We start from the raw sequence: 22337 nt of genomic DNA, 5'->3' as shown, positions 1-22337 counted from the left end.
AAGCACCTTGAATATATTATCATCCAACTATTTTAATGTCAACTTAAAATATGGGAAATTTATAATAGGTTTACAGAGAGGAAGGGCAAGCAATGCTACCCTTCTCCTCCTTCAAAACCATCATTCAAGGAGTCTTCCTCTTTTAACCTTGTCTTGAAATAATATTGTAGTACTACTGAGTGATCTCTTCTGTGAAATTCGATTCAACTAGTTCGTCTACTGGCTCATCTGTTTTTGCCGTTATCTTACGGTATTTTTGCATACCTGTACCGGCAGGAACCAATTTCCCAATAATTACATTCTCTTTCAGTCCTAGCAATTCATCACGTTTTCCTTTAATCGCTGCATCTGTCAAGACACGAGTTGTTTCTTGGAAGGATGCGGCAGACAAGAAGGAATCCGTTTCAAGAGATGCTTTTGTAATACCAAGAAGTACCGGGCGACCAACAGCAGGTTGGTTTCCTTCCAATAACACTTCTCTGTTTGCATCGCGGAATTGATGGATTTCCAAGAGTGAACCTGGTAAAACTTCTGTATCACCAGCGTCAGCAACACGTACTTTGCGAAGCATTTGTCTTACCATAACCTCGACGTGTTTATCTCCGATTTCTACCCCTTGCATACGGTAAACTTTTTGTACTTCTTTGAGTAGATATTCTTGTACGCCATCGATACCTTGAATTTTCAATAGTTCTTTAGGGTCTACAGAACCTTCTGTCAGCTCTTGACCTGCAATGACTTCATCACCAATAGAAACTTTTACCCTTGCACCATATGGAGCGGTATAAGATTTTGTTTCTACTGCGCCTTGAATCACAATTTCTTGTTTGTCTTTGACTTCATTAATGTCTTGAACCGTACCATGGATTTCACTAATGACGGCCTGACCTTTCGGGTTACGGGCTTCAAATAGCTCTTGGATACGAGGTAAACCTTGCGTGATATCGTCTCCAGCTACCCCACCAGTGTGGAAGGTACGCATCGTAAGCTGTGTACCAGGTTCCCCGATGGACTGTGCTGCGATAATACCAACTGCTTCTCCTACTTCTACCTCATCACCCGTAGCTAAGTTACGACCGTAACATTTCTTACATACACCATGCTTCGTATTACACGTGAAGACAGAGCGTATCATAAGCTGTTCAATTCCCGCATCGACAATTTGCTTTGCTTTATCCTCTGTAATTACTTCATTACGTTCGGCAAGCAATTCTTTTGTTTCTGGGTGGTAGATGGTTTGGAAGGATGTCCTTCCAATTAGTCGGTCAATCAACGGCTCGATCATTTCTGTTCCTTCCTTAATCGATTGAACAGTTAGACCGCGATCGGTGCCACAATCTTCTTCACGAACGATAACATCTTGAGCGACGTCAACCAATCTACGAGTTAAGTAACCAGAATCGGCTGTTTTCAAGGCTGTATCTGCTAGACCTTTACGAGCACCGTGTGTAGAAATAAAGTACTCTAATACCGTTAAGCCTTCACGGAAACTAGACTTGATCGGTAACTCAATAATTCGACCAGCTGGGTTGGCCATTAGACCACGCATACCTGCAAGCTGTGTAAAGTTAGATGCGTTACCACGAGCCCCGGAATCACTCATCATGAAAATTGGGTTGCGTGGATCCAAGGATTTCATCAATCTTTCTTGGATATCATCTTTTGCTTTAGACCAGATAGCGATAACTCGGTCGTAACGCTCTTCCTCCGTAATTAAACCGCGACGGAATTGTTTCAGAACTTTATCTACTTTTGTCTGAGCTTCGTCTAAAATCTCCTGCTTATCTCCTAATACAACGATATCAGATACCCCAACCGTAATACCTGCTTTCGTTGAGTAGCTAAAGCCAAGATCCTTCATTCGGTCAAGCATTTTTGACGTTTCACTAATCTTAAATCGTTTAAATACCTCTGCGATAATGTTACCCAAAATTCCCTTTTTGAATGGTGGGATAATGTCACGTTTCGCTATCTCTTCCTTAATGTTCGTTCCTTTTTCCACAAAGTAGTGTTCTGGTGTCTTCACTTCCAGATTCGTTTGTGTAGGCTCATTCATGTAAGGGAAAGAACTAGGTAATGTTTCATTGAATATAAGCTTACCAACTGTTGTTAACAATAGCTTCGTGTTTTGTTCTTCCGTAAAGGTTTGGTTTCCTAAAGATCCTGCATATACCGCAATACGAGTATGCAAGTGTACATATCCATTTTGATAGGCGATTAATGCTTCATTCAGATCTTTAAAGACCATTCCTTCCCCAACGGCGTCCTTACGTTCTAACGTAACGTAGTAATTACCTAAAACCATATCCTGAGATGGTGTAACAACAGGTTTACCATCTTTCGGGTTTAGAATGTTTTGGGCAGCAAGCATTAAGATTCTTGCCTCTGCTTGTGCTTCTGCTGATAACGGTACGTGAACCGCCATTTGGTCCCCATCAAAGTCGGCGTTATACGCTGTACAAACGAGGGGATGAAGACGAATAGCACGACCCTCTACCAATGTTGGTTCGAACGCTTGAATACCTAGACGGTGAAGCGTAGGGGCACGGTTTAGTAATACCGGATGCTCTTTAATCACTTCTTCTAGTACATCCCAAACTTCTGGGTGTAAGCGTTCAATTTTACGTTTTGCCGATTTAATATTATGAGCAAGGCCTTTGGCTACTAGCTCTTTCATAATAAATGGCTTGAACAACTCTACTGCCATTTCTTTTGGAAGACCACATTGGTACATTTTCAAATGTGGACCTACGACGATAACAGAACGTCCAGAGTAGTCCACACGCTTACCTAATAGGTTTTGACGGAAACGACCTTGTTTCCCTTTCAACATATGAGACAAGGATTTCAATGGACGGTTACCCGGTCCTGTGACAGGACGTCCACGACGACCATTATCAATCAACGCATCAACCGCTTCTTGAAGCATACGTTTTTCGTTTTGAACGATAATACTTGGTGCCCCAAGATCTAATAAACGTTTTAAACGATTATTACGGTTAATAACACGACGATATAGATCATTTAAGTCAGATGTAGCGAATCGCCCACCATCCAATTGGACCATTGGCCGTAATTCTGGCGGAATGATTGGTAGCACATCTAAAATCATCCAAGAAGGCTCATTTCCAGAATTCCGGAATGCTTCTAACACTTCTAGACGTTTAATGGCACGAGTTCTTCTTTGACCTTGTGCAGTTTTCAGTTCTTCCTTCAACAATCCAACTTCTTTATCTAAATCGATATCTTGTAAAAGTTTACGAATTGCCTCTGCTCCCATCTGAGCTTGGAAGCTTTGCCCATACTTATCACGATAAGCACGGTATTCCTTCTCAGAAAGAAGTTGTTTCTTTTCTAGCGCTGTATCTCCAGAGTCTGTCACGATATATGCCGCAAAGTATATAACTTCTTCTAGAGCTCTTGGAGACATATCAAGAACAAGACCCATTCGGCTAGGGATACCTTTGAAATACCAAATGTGAGAAACTGGGGCAGCAAGCTCAATGTGCCCCATACGCTCACGACGTACTTTCGCTTTGGTTACTTCTACACCACAGCGGTCACAAACGACACCTTTATAGCGAACACGTTTGTATTTTCCACAGTGACATTCCCAGTCCTTTTGTGGTCCAAAGATTCTTTCACAAAATAGACCATCTTTCTCTGGTTTTAATGTACGATAGTTTATCGTTTCTGGCTTTTTGACTTCACCATAAGACCAAGAACGGATTTTATCCGGTGAAGCTAAACCAATTTTCATAAATTCAAAATTGTTAACATCTAACAAGGGGCCTACCTCCCTTTTAGTCTCCAGCTATATCACGAATCAAGTGTTTACAAACGTTCTTACATCTGACCTTCTTCTACTTCCAAATTCAACTTATCTGCGGATTGCGTATCATCTTCTTCAATGTCGCGGAGCTCAATCTCTTGCTCATCTGCAGAAAGCATTTTAACATCCATACCAAGACTTTGAAGTTCTTTGATGAGTACTTTAAACGATTCAGGAATTCCTGGCTCAGGAACGTTGTCTCCTTTTACGATCGCTTCGTACGTTTTCACACGTCCAACTACGTCATCCGACTTAACCGTCAAAATCTCTTGCAAGGTATATGCAGCACCGTAAGCTTCAAGTGCCCAAACCTCCATCTCCCCGAAACGTTGACCACCAAATTGTGCCTTACCACCAAGTGGCTGTTGCGTAACAAGAGAGTATGGCCCTGTGGAACGAGCATGAAGCTTATCATCAACCATGTGTGCTAGCTTAATCATATACATAACACCAACAGATACACGGTTATCGAACGGTTCACCTGTTCTCCCATCATAAAGAATAGTCTTCGCGTCTCTCGGCATACCAGCTTCTTCTAGTGTTTCCCACACATCTTCTTCACGCGCACCGTCAAATACAGGAGATGCGACATGAATGCCTAGTGCACGTGCAGCCATACCAAGGTGTAATTCAAATACCTGTCCGATATTCATACGAGATGGTACCCCTAATGGGTTTAACATGATATCGATAGGTGTTCCGTCTGGTAAGAACGGCATATCTTCTTCTGGTAAGATTTTAGAGATAACCCCTTTGTTACCGTGACGTCCTGCCATTTTATCCCCTTCGTGAATCTTACGTTTTTGAACGATATACACACGAACGAGTTGGTTAACGCCTGGTGGAAGTTCATCCCCATCTTCACGGTTAAAAATCTTAACATCTAGCACAATACCACCAGCACCGTGAGGAACACGTAAAGAAGTATCTCTTACTTCTCTCGCTTTCTCTCCGAAAATAGCATGAAGTAGACGTTCTTCTGCAGATAGTTCCGTAACCCCTTTAGGTGTTACTTTTCCTACTAGTAAATCCCCGTCACTTACTTCTGCACCAACACGGATAATTCCACGCTCGTCAAGGTCGCGTAATGCTTCCTCCCCAACATTCGGAATGTCACGAGTAATTTCTTCCGGTCCTAGCTTTGTATCTCTGGCTTCTGATTCATATTCTTCAATATGGATAGAAGTATAGACATCGTCTTTAACAAGGCGCTCACTCATGATGATTGCATCCTCATAGTTGTACCCTTCCCATGTCATGAAGCCAACGAGAACGTTACGTCCTAATGCAAGCTCCCCATCTTCCATAGAAGGTCCATCTGCTAGAATCTCACCTTTAACTACGTGATCTCCTAGACTCACAATCGGGCGTTGGTTGTAGCAAGTACCTTGGTTAGAACGAATAAACTTCTGTAGACGATAACGATCTACGTCACCTTTTACTTGCTTACCATCCACTTCTGTTACCCTTCTAACATGAATTTCTTTAGCTTCTACACGTTCCACAACACCTTCATGCTTACAAATAACCGCAGCACCTGAGTCTTTACCTGATACGTATTCCATACCTGTACCAACAATTGGAGCTTCTGGTTTCATTAATGGTACCGCTTGTCGCTGCATGTTTGCGCCCATAAGCGCACGGTTCGAGTCATCGTTTTCCAAGAATGGAATACAAGCTGTCGCTGCCGATACTACTTGTTTTGGAGATACGTCCATATAATCAATTCGATCACGAGGAACCACTGTGTTTTCCCCACGGAAACGAGCAATAACTTCATCATCCACGAACGATAAATCCTCAGATAATCTAGCATTCGCTTGCGCTACTACGTAATTATCTTCTTCATCTGCTGTTAAATAATCAATTTGCTCGGTTACCTTTCCGGTTTCCGGATCTACACGACGATAAGGTGTTTCTATAAATCCAAACGTATTCACTTTCGCATAGGATGACAATGAGTTAATCAACCCGATATTCGGTCCCTCAGGTGTCTCAATCGGACACATACGACCATAGTGGGAATAGTGAACGTCACGCACTTCGAAACCAGCTCGTTCACGCGTTAAACCACCAGGTCCCAAGGCGGATAGACGACGTTTGTGCGTTAATTCCGCTAACGGGTTTGTTTGATCCATAAATTGAGATAATTGAGAGCTACCAAAGAACTCCTTAATAGATGCGATAACCGGTCTAATATTAATAAGCTGTTGTGGCGTAATAGAAGAAGTGTCTTGAATAGACATTCTCTCACGTACCACACGCTCCATTCTAGAAAGACCGATACGGAATTGGTTTTGCAACAATTCTCCAACCGAACGAAGACGACGGTTCCCTAAATGGTCGATATCGTCCGTGTCACCGACTTGATGTAGAATGTTAAAGAAGTAGCTAATCGCAGCTAAAATATCTGCGGGTGCAATGTTCTTCACACTTTTTTCTACATTTGCATTGCCAATCACGTTTAATGTTTTTTCCCCTTCAGGGTCTGTAGGGTCGACAATTTTGATGGATTGAATCTTGATAGGATCCTCTAATACACCCTCATGAGGCTCGAGGATTTGCTCTCCAAAATTGTTTTCTTCCCCTTCCAAATACGGAAGTAGTTTGTTTAATAGACGGCGATCAATTTTATCACCTTTTTGCGCTAACACTTCCCCTGTTTCAGGATCTGCAAGTGTTTCTGCAAGCGTTTGATTAAACAAACGATTCTTAATATGAAGTTTTTTGTTTATTTTATAGCGACCTACGTGCGCTAAATCATAACGTTTAGGGTCAAAGAATCTTGATACGAGTAAGCTTTTTGCGTTTTCAACAGTTGGTGGTTCACCAGGACGTAGACGCTCATAAATTTCTAACAATGCTTTCTCGCTATTCTCCGTGTTATCCTTTTCTAACGTGTTACGCAAGTATTCATTTTCACCAATTAGATCAATGATTTCTTGATCTGTACCAAAACCAAGTGCTCGTAACAAAACGGTAATTGGTAGTTTACGCGTACGGTCAATACGTACGTGCACGACATCTTTCGCATCTGTTTCAAACTCCAACCACGCACCACGGTTTGGAATAACAGTTGCTGTGTAGCCACGTTTACCATTTTTATCAACTTTTTTACTGTAGTACACGCTCGGCGAGCGGACTAACTGAGAAACAATAACACGTTCTGCACCATTAATAATAAAGGTACCCGTGTCCGTCATTAATGGGAAATCGCCCATAAAGACTTCTTGTTCTTTTACTTCGCCTGTCTCATTATTAAGAAGACGAACTTTCACACGAAGAGGAGCGTTATAAGTAACATCTCTTTCCTTCGACTCATCCACAGGATACTTCGGTTCGCCAAGACTGTAGTCTACGAATTCCAAAGATAGATTACCTGTAAAATCCTCGATTGGAGAAATATCCTGGAACATTTCTCTCAAACCTTCTTCTAAAAACCATTCGTAAGAAGCGGTCTGAATCTCGATAAGATTCGGTAACTCAAGTACTTCGCTAATGCGTGCATAACTTCTACGTTGGCGGTGTCGTCCATACTGAACTAGTTGACCTGTCAACTGATTCACCCCTCAAATCAAGAATAAAAAATTAGAAAAACTAGGATTACGCCATGTATAATGGTCAAAAATCCATGTTTTGCTGTAGCAAACTTCTTCAAAAATATTTTTGAAGACAGGAAACAAATTGCTTTACCAGAAGGTAAAGCATCCAGACTATTAAGTAAATGACTTAAAATCTTGGAAGTTATATGCTTACTTAATAGGATTCTTCGACAAAACATGCCGAACAAACTTGTGAACAGAGCTTTTCAACACAAGTTTATGATGACATTCACCGGAATGAATGTATTTCCTTCTTTCAATCTAACGTTAGACTTCCTTAAAACCAAGGAAAAAAGAACGAAAAAACCATGCCATTTCAATAAAATTAACCAGTTTTACCATTGTTACCAACAGTATGTAATTTATACAATTTACACTGAATTAAAATTTCCTCTTGACAAGGTAAGTCGCCTATTGGCATTTTTTAATATTACCACATAGCTGGAATCAGGTCAAACGTAAATGTCAAGTATTTATTGAGATTTTTTCGCGCAAAAAATATAATAGCCTTTATTTTTCGTCACTAGCTCTACCTCTTCAAAAAGTTCTTCTAACTTACTTTTAGCAGACGGTGCACCTTGTTTTTTTTGAATAACAATCCACAATTCGCCTTTCGGAACAAGTGCATCGAAACAATCTTCGAACATTTGAAAAATCAATTGTTTACCAGCCCGAATAGGAGGATTAAGCAAAATACTAGAGAAGCACTTTTCTTTAAAGGATTCTAAACGGTCACTTTGGATGACTTCCACATTATGTATGTTATTCGTTGTTGCATTTGTACGAGCTAATTCAACAGCTCGTTGATTAATATCGGATAATATAAAGAATCGGTCAGGGTGAGATTTTGCTAAGGAGAGTCCAATTGGTCCATATCCACACCCTAGGTCTAAAATATCCCCCGGGACATCTGAAACCTCGAATGCTTCAATCAATGTTCTGGAACCAAAGTCGACTTCATTTTTAGAGAAAACACCGTGATCACTCATAAATGTAAACGTATGACCTTTCAATTCAAACTTCCACGCTTTAGGATCACTGACGGAATGAGGTTGTTCTGAGTAGTAATGATCAGACATTCCAACACCTACTTTACATAATATCTATTTCTCTTATTACATCGACATTTGTCTAAATAAGTAGAAACATTTACTAGTATAAGCAAAAGCCCGCCATAATATGGCGAGCTTTTTTCATTTACTATTTTAATTCAACAGATGCTCCAGCTTCTTCAAGCTTAGCTTTCATTTCTTCAGCTTCTTCTTTAGCTACGCCTTCTTTGATTGCTCCAGGAGCGTTATCTACAAGATCTTTTGCGTCTTTAAGACCAAGACCTGTGATCTCACGAACCGCTTTAACAACTTTAATTTTAGAAGCACCAGCATCAGTAAGTACTACATCAAATTCTGATTTTTCTTCAGCAGCGTCCCCGCCAGCTCCACCTGCAACAGCAACTGGTGCAGCAGCAGTTACTCCAAATTCTTCTTCAATAGCTTTTACTAAATCGTTCAATTCAAGAACTGTCATTTCTTTGATTGCTTCGATGATTTGTTCTTTAGACATGTTTAGTTCCTCCTTATAATTTTTGTTTTAGTTAAACGTATCTAAAATAGGCATTAAGCGCCTTGTTCTTCTTTTTGCTCAGCCACAGCTTTTGTAGCGTAAGCGAAGTTGCGCATAGGTGCTTGAAGCACGCTGAGCACCATAGATAGTAAGCCTTCGTAGCTTGGTAGATCTGCAAGCTCTTTAATTTGTTCAAGCGTTGCTACCTTACCTTCGATGATTCCACCTTTGATTTCAAGCGCTTCGTGCTCTTTCGCAAAGTTGTTCAATACTTTAGCTGGTGCTACTACATCTTCAGGACTGAAAGCAATAGCAGTAGGACCTACTAGTGTTTCTGAAAGTTCACCAAGTTCCGCTTGCTCAGCAGCACGACGGCTCATTGTGTTTTTGTACACTTTGAATTCAACGCCTACTTCACGCAATTTAGAACGAAGCTCTGTAACTTCAGATACATCAAGTCCACGGTAGTCGACAAGGATTGTTGACTTACTTTCACGGAATTTGTCAGCGATTTCTGTAACAACTTGCTTTTTTAGCTCTAGTGTTTTAGACATTTTTCCACCTCCTATTGACTTTCCATCATACCGTTAGATCACCATGACCATGAAAAAAAACCTCCATGTAGACATGGAGGTTTTGATTAGACATGATAATAGCGTTCGTACCATTCTATATCGATAACCTCGGCAGGATATTAAGCACGATGTGCACCCACTGTCTACGGTATAACGTATTTAAATTGAGTTGATTAACACAACATGATAGATTATATCGAAACGTTTGTATAAAGTCAATAGCAAACGATATTAACGACGAACATAAGTAGAAACGTCTACTTTAATTCCAGGCCCCATTGTAGAAGAGATTGCAGCATTACGCATGTAAATCCCTTTTGCAGCTTGTGGTTTTGCTTTAAGTAGCGTATCTACAAGCGCTTCAAAGTTTTCAATAAGCTTCGCTTCATCAAAAGAAACTTTCCCAATTGGAACATGGACGTTAGACTGTCTGTCTACACGATATTCTACTTTACCAGCTTTGATTTCTTGTACTGCTTTTTCTACTTCAAACGTAACAGTACCAGTTTTAGGGTTTGGCATTAAACCTTTTGGTCCTAGTACACGACCTAGTTTACCAACCTCAGCCATCATATCTGGTGTAGCAACCACTACATCAAAATCAAACCAACCTTGGTTAATTTTATTGATTAGGTCTTGTTCTCCAACGTAATCTGCACCAGCAGCTTCTGCTTCTTTCGCTTTATCACCTTTTGCGAAAACTAACACACGTTGGGTTTTACCAGTACCGTTAGGAAGTACCATAGCACCTCTAATTTGTTGGTCCGCTTTCTTAGGATCTACACCTAGACGGAAAGCAGCTTCTACTGTTTCGTCAAAATTAGCTTTTGCAGTTTGTTTCACTAAATCAATTGCCTCTTTAACTTCATAGGCTTTTGTACGATCAATAAGCTTCAATGCTTCTTGTTGCTTCTTCGTTTTCTTTGCCATTTTTCTTCCTCCTTGAATGTGGTTTTAACGGTTATACCTCCCACTTTTAAAAAGCGGAGCGGGTCATTCTTTACAACCCGTCGAGCTTATTCCAAGGTTCTCGTATTACGATGTCATACCTTAGAAAAAGGTTGCGTCATGGAGTTTCCACCATTACCGCAACCTTACATGTCTACATGCATGCTTGCCTAAGAATTAGTCTTCTACAACAATTCCCATACTACGCGCTGTACCTTCTACCATACGCATAGCAGCTTCAATATCAGCAGCATTCAAGTCAGGCATTTTTGTTTCTGCAATTTCTTTCACCTTGTCACGCTTAATTGTCGCAACTTTATTACGGTTTGGTTCGCCTGATGCAGTTTCGATACCAACTGCTTTCTTAAGAAGAACAGCAGCAGGTGGAGTTTTTGTAATAAATGTAAAGGAACGGTCTTCAAATACCGTAATTTCAACTGGAATGATTAAGCCTGCTTGATCTTGCGTGCGGGCATTAAACTCCTTACAGAATCCCATGATATTAACACCTGCTTGACCTAGTGCCGGCCCAACTGGTGGTGCTGGATTTGCTTTCCCTGCAGGGATTTGAAGTTTTACAACTTTGATAACTTTTTTAGCCACGAGACACACCTCCTTAAGTCCGTGATGTGGTAATAGGGTCGTCCCCTCCCACTCCATAAATATACGCATAAAACCTTATACTCGAGGCATAAAGAACATAAGAATTTTAGCATCTTTCCGAAACAATTGCAAGTAATGTTTAAGAATCGTTTCGATTCTTTCCACTTTTAAAGCTTGGCAATCTGTGTGAAATCTAACTCAACAGGGGTTTCTCTTCCGAACATATTAACATGGACTTTCACTTTTTGCTTATCCATGTCGATATGCTCGATAGAACCAGTGAAATTATTGAATGGTCCATCAATAACACGAACATTTTCTTTTATTTCGAAATCAATTTCTGTTACCTGTTCTTCCATACCCATGCGTTTCAAGATCATGTCCGCTTCTTCCGGTAAGAGAGGGGTAGGTTTTGAACCTGAACCAGCAGAACCTACGAAGCCTGTTACTCCTGGGGTGTTGCGCACGACATACCAAGAGTCATCCGTCATAATCATCTCCGTAAGTACGTAACCAGGAAACACTTTCTTCTTCGCTACCTTTTTCTTTCCATTTTTAATTTCTGTTTCTTCGTCTTCTGGAACGATAACACGGAAGATTTTATCTTCCATACCCATAGTAGCTAATCTTTTTTCAAGGTTCGTTTTGACTTTGTTTTCATATCCAGAATACGTGTGTACCACATACCAGTTTTTCTCCATACGTTTAGGACAAATTCCTCTGCCCTTCCCTCCCTTATTTTCAGCGTTTATGATCTTACTCACAAATTATTTTCAGACAACCTAAAAAACCCGCTAAACGGGTTTTAATGGCGATTCTTGTAATATCTATCATTATATCATAAACTTACCAATATTATTCAAAAAATAAATTAAGAATTTGAGTAAGTCCTAAGTCTACTAAAGCGAAAAATACACTTACAAAAGCTACTGTGGCCACTACCGTAATCGTATAGCGAGTTAAGTCACGACCTTTTGGCCAAGTAACCTTTTTCATTTCCTTCGAAACATTCTTAAAGAACGTTAACACATTCATGCTCGTACCTCCAAACTTACGCCATCTGGCTTCTTCCTACTTCGTCTCCCGGTGTATAGTGTGGTTTCCACACGTTTTACAATACTTTTTAGATTCTAGCCGTTCGGTTTGATTATCTTTATTTTTACTTGTAGTATAGTTCCTACTCGAACATACCTCACAAGCCAACACTACTTTATTTCTCATTCTATCACCCCATAATGAAGGGTTTTCACTCCTACTAGAGTAGCACGCATGAAAAAGCCTGTCAATTTAAGATTTATAGTGTAATTTCGCTAATTTCTAAATAACGTTCCAGCTTCCGCTTTACTCTTTGCAAGGCGTTATCAATCGATTTCACATGGCGTTTCAATTCCACAGAAATTTCCTGATAGGATCTACCATCCAAATACAAAGATAGAACTTGACGTTCAAGCTCACTCAAAAGCTCCGACATCTTATATTCCATATCACCAAATTTTTCACGATTCACTATCAACTCTTGTGGATCTACTGCTTTTGAACCGGCTATTACGTCTAGTAATGTTCGATCCGATTCTTCGTCATACATCGGCTTGTCCAAAGAAACGTAGGAATTAAGCGGAATATGCTTTTGTCTTGTTGCCGTCTTAATCGCCGTAATAATTTGGCGGGTTACACAAAGCTCTGCAAAGGCTTTAAAGGAAGAGAGCTTGTCCCCCTTATAATCTCGAATCGCTTTATAAAGACCAATCATACCTTCTTGTATAATATCTTCTCGATCGGCACCGATAAGAAAGTATGTTCTGGCTTTTGCACGAACAAAATTTCGATATTTATTGATTAAATAATCTAAAGCTTGACTATGCCCACTATGAACTAAAGAAATGATTTCATCATCTTCTAACGCTGCCCATTCAATTTCCTTATTGTCTGTATCCTTGTGCATGGTGTTCACCCAAGCTTCCCCCCGACGTTTCATGTCGTAGATATATAGTATAATTATACAGTACCAATTTCTGTATCGTCAATAACACGAATATCCAATTACTTCCCGCGCCGCCATTTCTCAAATACATCTAATACTTCTTTAGAAAGTGGAATTTTACTTGGAGGTTTTACATTTCGATGGGTTTCAATATCTTGTTTTATCTCTCTTTGAATAGATTTCACTTCTAGAAGCAGCTCTCTCGCAGATTTCCGTAAAGCACCTTGCGCAAATATCGTTCGTTGCTCCGTATAATCGGAAGTCGCAACATAAACCGTTGTTTTCACATTAATAATCTGTTTTACCAGTCGTTCAATACATTCGTCTGCGGATTCATTTTCCCTGGTAAAAATAACCTCCACTTTATAATTCTTCACCTTCTTTTGGATGCCTCTCACGTAATGTGCATCAAATACAATGATAACACGGTCCCCTTTATACGCCTGATATTCAGCAAGCTGTTCAATCAATAAATCTCTCGCATCCTCTAATTTATCGTCTTTTAATTCCGATAGATAATCCCAAGCCCCAATAATATTATAGCCGTCTACAACCAGTACGTTCATGGTTAATCACCGGGGATTCTTTTACGATAGACTTCGTACATCAATAAGCTTGCTGCTACAGAAGCATTAAGCGAAGAAACCTTCCCTTTCATCGATAGTCGAACAGTCCAATCACATTTCTCTTTCACTAATCGACTCATCCCTTTGCCTTCGTTACCAATGACTATTGCAATTGGAATCGTTCCATCTAGTTCCGTATAATCCTCTTTCCCATCTGCAGCCGTTCCGATGACCCAAACATTTCGTTCCTTTAACTCTTCGATGGTATTCGCAATGTTCGTAACACGTGCTACCGGAATATATTCAATGGCACCTGCGGATGTTTTTGCTACCGTCGCCGTTAGTCCAACCGACCGCCTCTTCGGAATGATCACACCGTGAACCCCAGTAGCGTCCGCGGTTCGTAGAATAGATCCTAGGTTATGAGGATCTTCTATTTCATCAAGAATCATAAAAAATGGAGCTTCGTCTCTTTTCTTCGCCACGTCAAACAAATCCTCGATCGTACTATATTCATAAGCTGCAACAGATGCTGCCACGCCCTGATGGTTACCATTTACTAATTGGTCTAATCTTTTCTTAGGTACTGCTTTTACCGTCGTCCCAGCTTGCTTTGCCAATGCTTGAATTTTATGAGTAGCCTGCTGCTGTAACTGATCAGAGACAAAAACTTTATTGATAGAGCGACCTGACCGTAACGCTTCTATGACGGGATTTTTTCCAATAATCCATTCCTCTGCCATACGTTCAACCCCTTTCCTCTACAAATTGAATGGCACGTTCTATTAATATTTCTAAACGTTTCGTTTCCTCTTGCAAATACAAATATCCTATCAATGCTTCAAATGCAGTACTATATCGATACGTTTGTACATCGGTGTTTTTAGGGACAGTGCCTGATTTGGCATTTCTGCCCCTTCTTACAACCGCTTCTTCCTCTTCTGTCAGTTCCCCTTTTTCTAGCCAATCCCTTATAACCCTCGCTTGTGATTTCGCAGACACAAAAGATACCGCAGATTGATGAAGATGGTTTGGTTTTACTTTCCCCGATTGAATGAGATGATGACGAACGTAGATTTCATAGATAGCATCACCCATATAGGCTAAGGTTAAACTTTTCATCTGTTTAACATCTAATTCTGGCATGCCTTATCCTCTTTTCCAACGCGTCCCTTGAGGCGTGTCTTCCAAAATGATGTTCTGGTCTTTCAAGTCGTCTCTGATTTTATCTGCTAAAGCAAAGTTTTTATCCTTTCTGGCTTGAATTCGTTGTTCAATCAACGCTTCAACTTCTTCATCTAATAACGAATCGGTATTTGCAACAAGGTCGACACCTAATACACCAAGAAGTTTTTCTAATAAGGATTGGAATGCCTCAATTACTTCTTTAGATGTATGGTCCGATTGTAAATAAATATTTGCATCCTTCGTTATATCAAAAAGAACGGCGATTGCATTAGCCGTATTGAAATCATCGTCCATCGCTTCATCAAATCGTTGTTGATAATCCTGAAGCTTTGCTTGCCACTTATCCTGACTTTTATCTAGATCTGTACTGGATTGCTTTCGATGCTCTAAGTTTTCATAAGCATTTACAATTCGATCTAAGCTATTTTTTGCTCCTTGAAGTAATTCATCACTAAAGTTAATCGGATTACGGTAATGAACACTTAGCATGAAAAACCGAAGCACTCTTGGATCGTGCTTTTCAATTAAATCATGTGCTAGAACAAAGTTCCCTAACGACTTAGACATTTTTTCATTGTCGATGTTGATATAGCCATTATGCATCCAGTACCTTGCAAAAGATGTGCCGTTCGCCGCTTCGGACTGAGCAATTTCATTCTCGTGGTGCGGGAAGGTTAAGTCTTGCCCTCCAGCGTGAATATCAATGGTGTCTCCGAGATATTTCTTAGCCATGGCCGAGCACTCAATATGCCAACCAGGTCGTCCTTGACCCCAAGGCGATTCCCAAGCAATTTCACCAGGCTTCGCTTGTTTCCATAGCGCGAAATCTAATGGGTCATCCTTTTTCTCTCCGACTTGAATTCTTGCACCAGACCGTAGTTCATCAATGGATTGATGGGATAGCTTTCCATACTCATCGAAAGAACGAGTGCGGAAATACACATCTCCTTCGGATTCATAAGCATGCCCTTTCTCCACTAGCACTTGAATGAAATCAATAATCTCTCCCATACTCTCCGTAACACGTGGGTGATGTGCTGCCTCTTTGACACCAAGCGCATGAACATCCTGTTTATATGCATCAATAAATCGTTGAGCTACAGTCCCAACCTCTTCTTTTAAATCATTTGCTGCTTTAATAATTTTGTCATCTACGTCCGTGAAATTTAAGACATACTTCACATCATACCCTTTGTATTCTAGGTAACGGCGAACTGTATCAAAGACAATCGCTGGTCGTGCATTCCCAATATGAATGTAATTATACACCGTTGGGCCACACACATACATGCTTACTTTTCCTTCTTCGATTGGGACAAACGGTTCCTTCTTTTTAGTAAGTGTATTATAAATGTTTATGCTCATGGCCTTTCACTCCTTTAAGCTCTATTAACTGTGTCTTCAATTCTTCCATTTCTTTTTCCATGCTTTTAATTTTCTCTGAAACAGGATCGGGTAAAATGTGATGATCCAAGTCACGACGCACTCTTTGACCGTTTTGTACCACAACCCTACCTGGAATTCCGACTACTGTTGAGTGATCCGGAACATCGTGTAGGACCACCGATCCAGCACCAACTTTAGAGCTTTCTCCAATGGTAATGGAACCTAGAATCTTTGCTCCTGTTGCAATAAGTGCATTATCTTTTATCGTCGGATGGCGCTTTCCTTTTTCTTTCCCAGTACCACCTAATGTAACTCCTTGAAAAATCGTAACGTTATTTCCAATCTCACACGTCTCTCCTATTACGACTCCCATTCCGTGATCAATAAAGAAGCGACTACCAATACGGGCACCAGGATGAATTTCGATTCCTGTAAAAAAACGGCTAACTTGCGAAATTACCCGGGCAATAAAGAAGAATTTCTTTCGATAAAAAACATGAGCAATTCGATGCGCCCATATGGCATGTAATCCAGAATATGTCAGTAAGACTTCAATATAAGTTCTTGCAGCTGGATCTTGATCAAACACAACATCTATGTCTTCTTTAAACATTTTGAAAAGCCCCATTGTACGAGCCTCCCTCCTTTACTCTGCTTACGGAAATAAAAAAGCGTCTCTGTGTTCAAAAACACAGAGACGCTTGCTATGCGCGGTCCCACTCTGTTTAGGAGCTTTATACACTCCTCCACTCAACTCTTATAACGGTAGAGTACCGCCTGCGCCTACTACTTTCAACACAAGACTCCGAGGTGCATTTCAAGGATGCGTGCTTAGAATCACTTTCAGCCGGTGGTGATTCTCTCTGTATAAGACGGCGAGCCCCTTACTTCTCCTCGTCAACGTTCGCTTATAGTACTATATACTATATTACATTTCCGATGAAATGTGAAATCATTTTATTTTGTTTAACGTTGCATCAAGACGATTTAACACCACTTCTTTACCTAACAAATGAATAGAATTAGGTAATTCAGGACCATGAACTTGTCCAGTAGTAGCAACTCGAATCGGCATAAATAACTTCTTACCTTTATGGCCTGTCTCTTTTTGCGTTGCTTTTATCTGTGCTTTTATTGTATCCGGTGTAAATTCATTGTCCTCTTTTAAAAAGCTAGCAAATGTTTCTAACACTTCTGGAACCTGTTCTTCGTTTAAGACTTCCATTAGTTCTTCCGTATATTGAATGTCATCCTTAAAGAATAACTCTGTTAGTTCCACAATCTCAGAACCATAGCTTAACTGATCTTTATACAAGCCAATAAGTTCTAACGCCCAGCCCTTTTGCTCTTGGGTCATGTTCTCTGGAAGCTTGCCTGCTTCCATTAAATGGGGAAGACTTAGGCTTACCACCCGATCAAAGTCTGCCGCTTTAATATACTGGTTGTTCATCCACTTTAATTTTTGAGGGTCAAATATCGCAGGGGATGTAGACAATCTTTCTGGATCAAATATCTCAATAAACTGCTCTTTCGTAAAGATTTCTTCTTCTCCAACTGGAGACCAACCTAACAGAGCAATAAAGTTAAATAGCGCTTCTGGCAAATACCCTAAGTTTTTGTATTGCTCAATGAATTGTAGAATGTGTTCATCACGCTTACTAAGCTTTTTGCGATTTTCATTTAGGATAAGCGTCATATGTCCAAATTCTGGTGCCTCCCAACCAAATGCATCATAGATCATCATTTGTTTCGGTGTATTGGAAATATGCTCTTCCCCTCGGAACACATGTGAAATTTCCATGAAGTGATCATCGATTGCAACCGCAAAGTTATACGTAGGAATCCCATTTTTCTTTACGATGACCCAATCTCCAAAGTCACTTGATTCAAACGTAATATTGTCTCGAACAATATCTTTGAAACGATACGTTTTTCCTTCAGGAACTCGGAAACGAATACTTGGCTGGCGCCCTTCCGCTTCAAATTGTTTGACTTGTTCTTCCGTAAGGTCTCGGTGTGCTCCTGAATATTTCGGAACTTTACCTTGCGCTTTCTGTTCTTCACGTTCATTCTCAAGCTCTTCCTCGGTCATGTAGCATTTATACGCTAATCCACGATCCAATAAATCTTGAACGTATTTGTTATAAATGTCTAATCGTTCCGTTTGACGATACGGACCATATGCCCCACCAATGTCCGCGCCTTCGTCCCATTCAATACCTAACCACTTTAGGAAATTAAGCTGACTTTCTTCTCCGCCTTCCACATTACGCTTATCATCTGTATCCTCCGTTCGGATAATAAAGTCTCCACCTAAGTGTCTTGCAAATAAATAATTAAATAATGCCGTTCTCGCATTCCCAATATGAAGATGTCCTGTTGGACTTGGTGCATAACGGACTCTTACCTTCTTTGTCATATTACTGCCCCTTTCTACTTTGTTATGTATCCATTACTCTTGTATCAGTATTGCCACTGCTTGGGCAGCAATACCCTCTTGACGACCTGTAAAGCCTAATTGTTCGGTTGTTGTTGCCTTTACATTTATCTGTGATAGTTCACAATTTAGTATGGAAGCAATGCTCTGCCTAATCTGCTCTATATAAGGTGCCATTTTAGGTGCTTGTGCAATGACTGTACAATCCACATTCCCTAACTGGTAGCCTGCTTCTCTTGCCATATCCCACACTTCTTTTAACAAGACCTTAGAATCAAAGTCTTTAAAAGCTTCATCGGTATCTGGAAAATGCTTTCCGATATCCCCTTCTCCAATTGCTCCCAGTAAGGCATCTGCAATAGTATGAAGCAAAACATCTGCATCAGAATGGCCTAATAACCCTTTTTCAAAAGGAATTTCTACCCCACCGATAATACATGGTCTTCCTTCTACCAGTTGGTGCACATCAAACCCTTGTCCAATTCGATACATCTTTTAATCTTACCTCCCTTGATACCTTGATAGATCTGTACTACCTTTTTAGAAAAGCTTGAGCACGCTTCAAATCTTCAGGAGTTGTAAGCTTCATATTATCGTAACTTCCCATCACAATTTCAACCGGAATATTCAAGCGTTCTACTAAAGACGTATCATCTGTACCTAAAAAATTATCTTCCGCTGCTCTTTGATGGGCATTAAAAATAATATCATATTGAAAAGCTTGAGGCGTCTGTGCAGCCCATAACGTCTTTCGATCTAATGTGTGTAACGTTTGTCCATTACGCTGCTTAATGGTGTCGGTCACAGGGACAGCTAATAGTGCGGCTTTGTGTGCATAAGCTGCTTCTGCCAGAAGGTGTAAGCTTTCCGTTGAAACAAATGGTCGGGCTCCATCATGAATAAACACAATCGTATCCTTGTTCTCCATTGCTTGCAACCCTAAATAAACACTTTCTTGTCTTTCCGCTCCACCTATAGCAATTTTAATCTCCTTACTCGGTTTATACCTGTCTAGCAAGTCTTCTATCCGATCCCTGTCTTTCCTACTCACAACTAAGATAATCGAAGAACACCATGGATCCTTGCTAAATACATCTAGTGTATGAATGATTAAAGGCTTTTTACCTATCACAACAAACTGCTTATTCTCCCCAGCATTCATCCTTTTCCCTTCACCAGCAGCTAATACTATTGCCTGATATTCAAACATGCTAAACCGCCTTTAAAACTTAACGTCTATCTAGCGGACTTGTTAAGTTTACCATTATTATAAATCCATATTTTGATTACATAACAAAAGCGATAACATCGTGTTATCACTTTTGTTTATCTCTATAAAGTTATACCGTTTTTATAGTGCTTTTTCAAGTAATTTAGGTTTCGCAAAGATCATACGACCAGCTGACGTTTGAAGGACACTTGTAATCAAAACTTCAATTGTTTTTCCGATGTAATCCTTCCCTTCTTCGACCACAATCATCGTCCCATCATCTAAATACGCAACACCTTGATTTTGTTCTTTACCGTCCTTAATAACTTGTACGGTCAACTCCTCACCCGGAAGAACGACTGGTTTCACCGCATTTGCTAAGTCGTTAATGTTGAGAACTTGAACATTTTGAAACTCACACACTTTGTTCAAGTTAAAGTCGTTCGTTACGACGATTCCGTTTACCACTTTAGCTAGCTTTACAAGCTTACTATCCACTTCTTGAATGTCTTCAAAATCTTGTTCATAAATCTCTAAATTAATGGGCAGGTCCTTTTGCATACGATTTAAAACATCAAGTCCTCTTCGACCTCTATTTCGTTTTAATACATCGGAGGAATCTGCAATATGCTGTAATTCTTCTAGGACAAACTGCGGAATAACAACCGTTCCCTCTAAGAAACTAGTTTGGCAAATGTCTGCGATTCTCCCGTCAATAATGACACTCGTATCCAGAATCTTCACCTTAGACTCGCTAGAGGAAGCTTCACTCGTTTCTGTTGCTTTTTTCCTTTCCTTGTCTTTCTCTTTCTTTGCAATAGTAAGCAAGGAAAGAAACTCATCTCTACGCTTAAATCCTACCTGGAAGCCTAAATAGCCCAGGATAAACGTTAAAAATAGAGGAAGTACTTGCGAAACAAGTTGAATTTTAATGTCTTTGATTGGAATATTAATAAGATAGGCTATGACTAACCCTATAATGATTCCAAAGCTTCCAAATAAAAGATCTGTTACTGGTGCTTTAATCAATGTTTCCTCTACCCAACGCAAGAAATTCACGATGTGGTCCACAGTCCAAAATGTAAGAAGAAATAGCGTAATTGCTCCTAGAAAGATCCCTACGTATGGAGATTGTATCCAGCTTCCATTTGCAAGATTTAATAGTTTTAATAAATCAGGTATATATAAATACCCAATGGTACCGCCTGCAATGATAATAAATAATTGCACGATTCGTTTTAGCACCACAGTCACCTCCTATTTGACAGTATTGCCTTATTTAAAAAAATTAATCTATTATAAAAAAATAAATGCTATCAAAATATAATGTAGTAAGGCATACAGTCAAATTTATGTTTTTTTTGTTATCTTTTAAATATGACGATCAAAAAATAATTGCTCTTGAATTCGGTTTAAGCCCTCTTTAATTTGCTGAGCTCGTACTTCTCCAACTCCATTTACTTTCACAATTTCTTTTGGAGTTATTTTGACAATCTCGTTTAACTGTCCGAACTCCTGGACAATTTGTTCGATAATCATCATCGGCAATCTTGGAATTTTATACAATATTCTATATCCCTTTGGATAAATAACTTCATCTAGTTTTGTTTTAGCGGAATATCCTAACACTTTCACAATCTCAAGTTCCTCCATTAATTCCGGACTTGAAACTTCCTTCATCTTATCCAACATCATTTGGGGATTCAGTGCTTCTGTTTTTTTGTAGTCCTTCAACAGAAGCATTGCTTCCTGTTCGATGTTGGACATTAATTCTGTTAATTGCAATTGAATGAGGCGGCCCTCTGTTCCTAGCTCATTGACGTAATTCAATATTTCCGACTGAATTCGTAGTACCATTTCAATCCTTCTCATGACCTGAACAACCTCACGTAAGGTAGCCAAATCTTCAAACTCTAATGCGCCTAAATTGGTAATCCCTTGATCCAGAACAAGCTTATACTTTTCTAACGTTTGCATCGCTTGATTGGCTTTAGTTAAAATGACCCCCATATCTCGTAATACATACCGAAAGTTCCCTTTATAAAGGGTGATGACATTTCTTCTTTCCGAGATAGCGATTACTAGATTACCAGTTTGCTTTGCTACCCTTTCCGCTGTGCGATGTCGCATCCCTGTTTCGCTTGACACAACGGTTGGGTCAGGCATTAATTGAACGTTTGCAAACATAATCGTTTGGCCTTCATTATTTAAAATAATGGCTCCATCCATTTTAGCTAATTCATAAAGATTAGATGGAGAAAAGGATGTACGGATAGAAAAACCACCATCGACAATCTGTTTCATCTTGTCGCTAAAGCCTACAACAATTAGTCCACCAGTCTTTGCACGCAATACGTTGTCAATGCCATCTCGTAATGGTGTTCCGGGAGCAACGAATCTCAACATCTCTCCCATTACAATCGGATTTTCATCCTTCCACTGCATG

General features: G+C 40.0%; 21 protein-coding genes and 2 other annotated features. All 21 genes read right to left on the bottom strand.

Going from position 1 to position 22337, the window contains the following annotated elements:
* Positions 1-172 precede the first annotated feature (172 nt).
* The gene (gene rpoC, locus FN924_RS00725) at positions 173-3787 is read right to left on the bottom strand and encodes a DNA-directed RNA polymerase subunit beta' (RefSeq protein ID WP_143891632.1); all 3615 of its coding nucleotides are present in this window, start codon (positions 3785-3787) and stop codon (positions 173-175) included.
* A gap of 59 nt (positions 3788-3846) precedes the next feature.
* Positions 3847-7398, bottom strand: coding sequence for a DNA-directed RNA polymerase subunit beta (gene rpoB / locus FN924_RS00720; RefSeq protein WP_194709674.1), 3552 nt, complete (start codon positions 7396-7398; stop codon positions 3847-3849).
* A 509-nt stretch (positions 7399-7907) separates the two neighbouring features.
* Positions 7908-8513, bottom strand: coding sequence for a class I SAM-dependent methyltransferase (locus FN924_RS00715; RefSeq protein ID WP_143891630.1), 606 nt, complete (start codon positions 8511-8513; stop codon positions 7908-7910).
* Positions 8514-8634: 121 nt separating this feature from the next.
* A complete protein-coding gene (rplL, locus tag FN924_RS00710; RefSeq protein ID WP_143891629.1) occupies positions 8635-8997 on the bottom strand; it encodes a 50S ribosomal protein L7/L12 in 363 nt (120 codons plus the stop codon).
* A 53-nt stretch (positions 8998-9050) separates the two neighbouring features.
* A complete protein-coding gene (gene rplJ, locus FN924_RS00705) occupies positions 9051-9551 on the bottom strand; it encodes a 50S ribosomal protein L10 (RefSeq protein WP_143891628.1) in 501 nt (166 codons plus the stop codon).
* Positions 9552-9594: 43 nt separating this feature from the next.
* Positions 9595-9739: a sequence feature (ribosomal protein L10 leader region), on the bottom strand.
* Positions 9740-9803: 64 nt separating this feature from the next.
* Entirely contained in the window at positions 9804-10502 is a 699-nt protein-coding gene (rplA, locus tag FN924_RS00700; protein WP_143891627.1) for a 50S ribosomal protein L1, read from the bottom strand.
* Positions 10503-10697: 195 nt separating this feature from the next.
* Positions 10698-11123: a 50S ribosomal protein L11 gene (rplK, locus tag FN924_RS00695; protein WP_143891626.1), complete on the bottom strand. Its 426-nt coding sequence runs from the start codon at positions 11121-11123 to the stop codon at positions 10698-10700.
* Positions 11124-11290: 167 nt separating this feature from the next.
* A complete protein-coding gene (gene nusG / locus FN924_RS00690) occupies positions 11291-11824 on the bottom strand; it encodes a transcription termination/antitermination protein NusG (RefSeq protein ID WP_143891625.1) in 534 nt (177 codons plus the stop codon).
* Between the two features lie 154 nt (positions 11825-11978).
* Positions 11979-12158: a preprotein translocase subunit SecE gene (gene secE, locus FN924_RS00685; protein WP_143891624.1), complete on the bottom strand. Its 180-nt coding sequence runs from the start codon at positions 12156-12158 to the stop codon at positions 11979-11981.
* 36 nt (positions 12159-12194) lie between these two features.
* The gene (gene rpmG, locus FN924_RS00680; protein WP_143891623.1) at positions 12195-12344 is read right to left on the bottom strand and encodes a 50S ribosomal protein L33; all 150 of its coding nucleotides are present in this window, start codon (positions 12342-12344) and stop codon (positions 12195-12197) included.
* Between the two features lie 73 nt (positions 12345-12417).
* Positions 12418-13065 carry an RNA polymerase sporulation sigma factor SigH gene (sigH, locus tag FN924_RS00675; RefSeq protein WP_143897065.1) on the bottom strand — a complete coding sequence of 216 codons (648 nt, stop codon included), beginning with the start codon at positions 13063-13065 and terminating at the stop codon, positions 12418-12420.
* Positions 13066-13163: 98 nt separating this feature from the next.
* Positions 13164-13670: an NYN domain-containing protein gene (locus tag FN924_RS00670; protein ID WP_143891622.1), complete on the bottom strand. Its 507-nt coding sequence runs from the start codon at positions 13668-13670 to the stop codon at positions 13164-13166.
* Between the two features lie 2 nt (positions 13671-13672).
* Positions 13673-14413: a 23S rRNA (guanosine(2251)-2'-O)-methyltransferase RlmB gene (gene rlmB, locus FN924_RS00665; RefSeq protein ID WP_143891621.1), complete on the bottom strand. Its 741-nt coding sequence runs from the start codon at positions 14411-14413 to the stop codon at positions 13673-13675.
* Positions 14414-14417: 4 nt separating this feature from the next.
* Positions 14418-14816 (bottom strand): Mini-ribonuclease 3, encoded by a 399-nt coding sequence (locus FN924_RS00660; RefSeq protein ID WP_143891620.1) that lies wholly within the window; start codon positions 14814-14816, stop codon positions 14418-14420.
* Between the two features lie 3 nt (positions 14817-14819).
* Positions 14820-16223 (bottom strand): cysteine--tRNA ligase, encoded by a 1404-nt coding sequence (gene cysS / locus FN924_RS00655; RefSeq protein WP_143891619.1) that lies wholly within the window; start codon positions 16221-16223, stop codon positions 14820-14822.
* A complete protein-coding gene (gene cysE, locus FN924_RS00650; RefSeq protein WP_143891618.1) occupies positions 16204-16872 on the bottom strand; it encodes a serine O-acetyltransferase in 669 nt (222 codons plus the stop codon). The genes cysS and cysE overlap by 20 nt, the downstream gene beginning before the upstream one ends.
* A 62-nt stretch (positions 16873-16934) precedes the next feature.
* Positions 16935-17154: a binding site (T-box leader), on the bottom strand.
* Positions 17155-17196: 42 nt separating this feature from the next.
* On the bottom strand, positions 17197-18663 hold the full coding sequence (gene gltX, locus FN924_RS00645; RefSeq protein ID WP_143891617.1) for a glutamate--tRNA ligase: 1467 nt from the start codon (positions 18661-18663) through the stop codon (positions 17197-17199).
* Between the two features lie 33 nt (positions 18664-18696).
* On the bottom strand, positions 18697-19173 hold the full coding sequence (gene ispF, locus FN924_RS00640; RefSeq protein WP_143891616.1) for a 2-C-methyl-D-erythritol 2,4-cyclodiphosphate synthase: 477 nt from the start codon (positions 19171-19173) through the stop codon (positions 18697-18699).
* A 40-nt stretch (positions 19174-19213) separates the two neighbouring features.
* A complete protein-coding gene (gene ispD / locus FN924_RS00635) occupies positions 19214-19891 on the bottom strand; it encodes a 2-C-methyl-D-erythritol 4-phosphate cytidylyltransferase (RefSeq protein ID WP_143891615.1) in 678 nt (225 codons plus the stop codon).
* Positions 19892-20032: 141 nt separating this feature from the next.
* Positions 20033-21136: a PIN/TRAM domain-containing protein gene (locus tag FN924_RS00630; protein ID WP_143891614.1), complete on the bottom strand. Its 1104-nt coding sequence runs from the start codon at positions 21134-21136 to the stop codon at positions 20033-20035.
* A gap of 126 nt (positions 21137-21262) precedes the next feature.
* Positions 21263-22336: a DNA integrity scanning diadenylate cyclase DisA gene (disA, locus tag FN924_RS00625; protein ID WP_143891613.1), complete on the bottom strand. Its 1074-nt coding sequence runs from the start codon at positions 22334-22336 to the stop codon at positions 21263-21265.
* Position 22337: the final 1 nt, after the last annotated feature.

Source organism: Radiobacillus deserti (assembly GCF_007301515.1).
In the GTDB taxonomy this organism is placed as follows: Bacteria; Bacillota; Bacilli; order Bacillales; family Amphibacillaceae; genus Radiobacillus; species Radiobacillus deserti.
The sequence above is the reverse complement of the archived record's forward strand: the minus strand, read 5'-3'. Positions and strand labels throughout refer to the sequence as shown.

Excerpts from the sequence above, each read along its gene's own strand:
- FN924_RS00715 (WP_143891630.1), bottom strand. The coding sequence starts at position 8,513 with ATGTCTGATCATTACTACTCAGAACAACCTCATTCCGTCAGTGATCCT.
- rplL (WP_143891629.1), bottom strand. The coding sequence starts at position 8,997 with ATGTCTAAAGAACAAATCATCGAAGCAATCAAAGAAATGACAGTTCTT.
- rplJ (WP_143891628.1), bottom strand. The coding sequence starts at position 9,551 with ATGTCTAAAACACTAGAGCTAAAAAAGCAAGTTGTTACAGAAATCGCT.
- rplA (WP_143891627.1), bottom strand. The coding sequence starts at position 10,502 with ATGGCAAAGAAAACGAAGAAGCAACAAGAAGCATTGAAGCTTATTGAT.
- nusG (WP_143891625.1), bottom strand. The coding sequence starts at position 11,824 with ATGGAGAAAAACTGGTATGTGGTACACACGTATTCTGGATATGAAAAC.
- secE (WP_143891624.1), bottom strand. The coding sequence starts at position 12,158 with ATGAATGTGTTAACGTTCTTTAAGAATGTTTCGAAGGAAATGAAAAAG.
- rpmG (WP_143891623.1), bottom strand. The coding sequence starts at position 12,344 with ATGAGAAATAAAGTAGTGTTGGCTTGTGAGGTATGTTCGAGTAGGAAC.
- sigH (WP_143897065.1), bottom strand. The coding sequence starts at position 13,065 with ATGCACAAGGATACAGACAATAAGGAAATTGAATGGGCAGCGTTAGAA.
- FN924_RS00670 (WP_143891622.1), bottom strand. The coding sequence starts at position 13,670 with ATGAACGTACTGGTTGTAGACGGCTATAATATTATTGGGGCTTGGGAT.
- rlmB (WP_143891621.1), bottom strand. The coding sequence starts at position 14,413 with ATGGCAGAGGAATGGATTATTGGAAAAAATCCCGTCATAGAAGCGTTA.
- FN924_RS00660 (WP_143891620.1), bottom strand. The coding sequence starts at position 14,816 with ATGCCAGAATTAGATGTTAAACAGATGAAAAGTTTAACCTTAGCCTAT.
- cysS (WP_143891619.1), bottom strand. The coding sequence starts at position 16,223 with ATGAGCATAAACATTTATAATACACTTACTAAAAAGAAGGAACCGTTT.
- cysE (WP_143891618.1), bottom strand. The coding sequence starts at position 16,872 with ATGGGGCTTTTCAAAATGTTTAAAGAAGACATAGATGTTGTGTTTGAT.
- gltX (WP_143891617.1), bottom strand. The coding sequence starts at position 18,663 with ATGACAAAGAAGGTAAGAGTCCGTTATGCACCAAGTCCAACAGGACAT.
- ispF (WP_143891616.1), bottom strand. The coding sequence starts at position 19,173 with ATGTATCGAATTGGACAAGGGTTTGATGTGCACCAACTGGTAGAAGGA.
- ispD (WP_143891615.1), bottom strand. The coding sequence starts at position 19,891 with ATGTTTGAATATCAGGCAATAGTATTAGCTGCTGGTGAAGGGAAAAGG.
- disA (WP_143891613.1), bottom strand. The coding sequence starts at position 22,336 with ATGCAGTGGAAGGATGAAAATCCGATTGTAATGGGAGAGATGTTGAGA.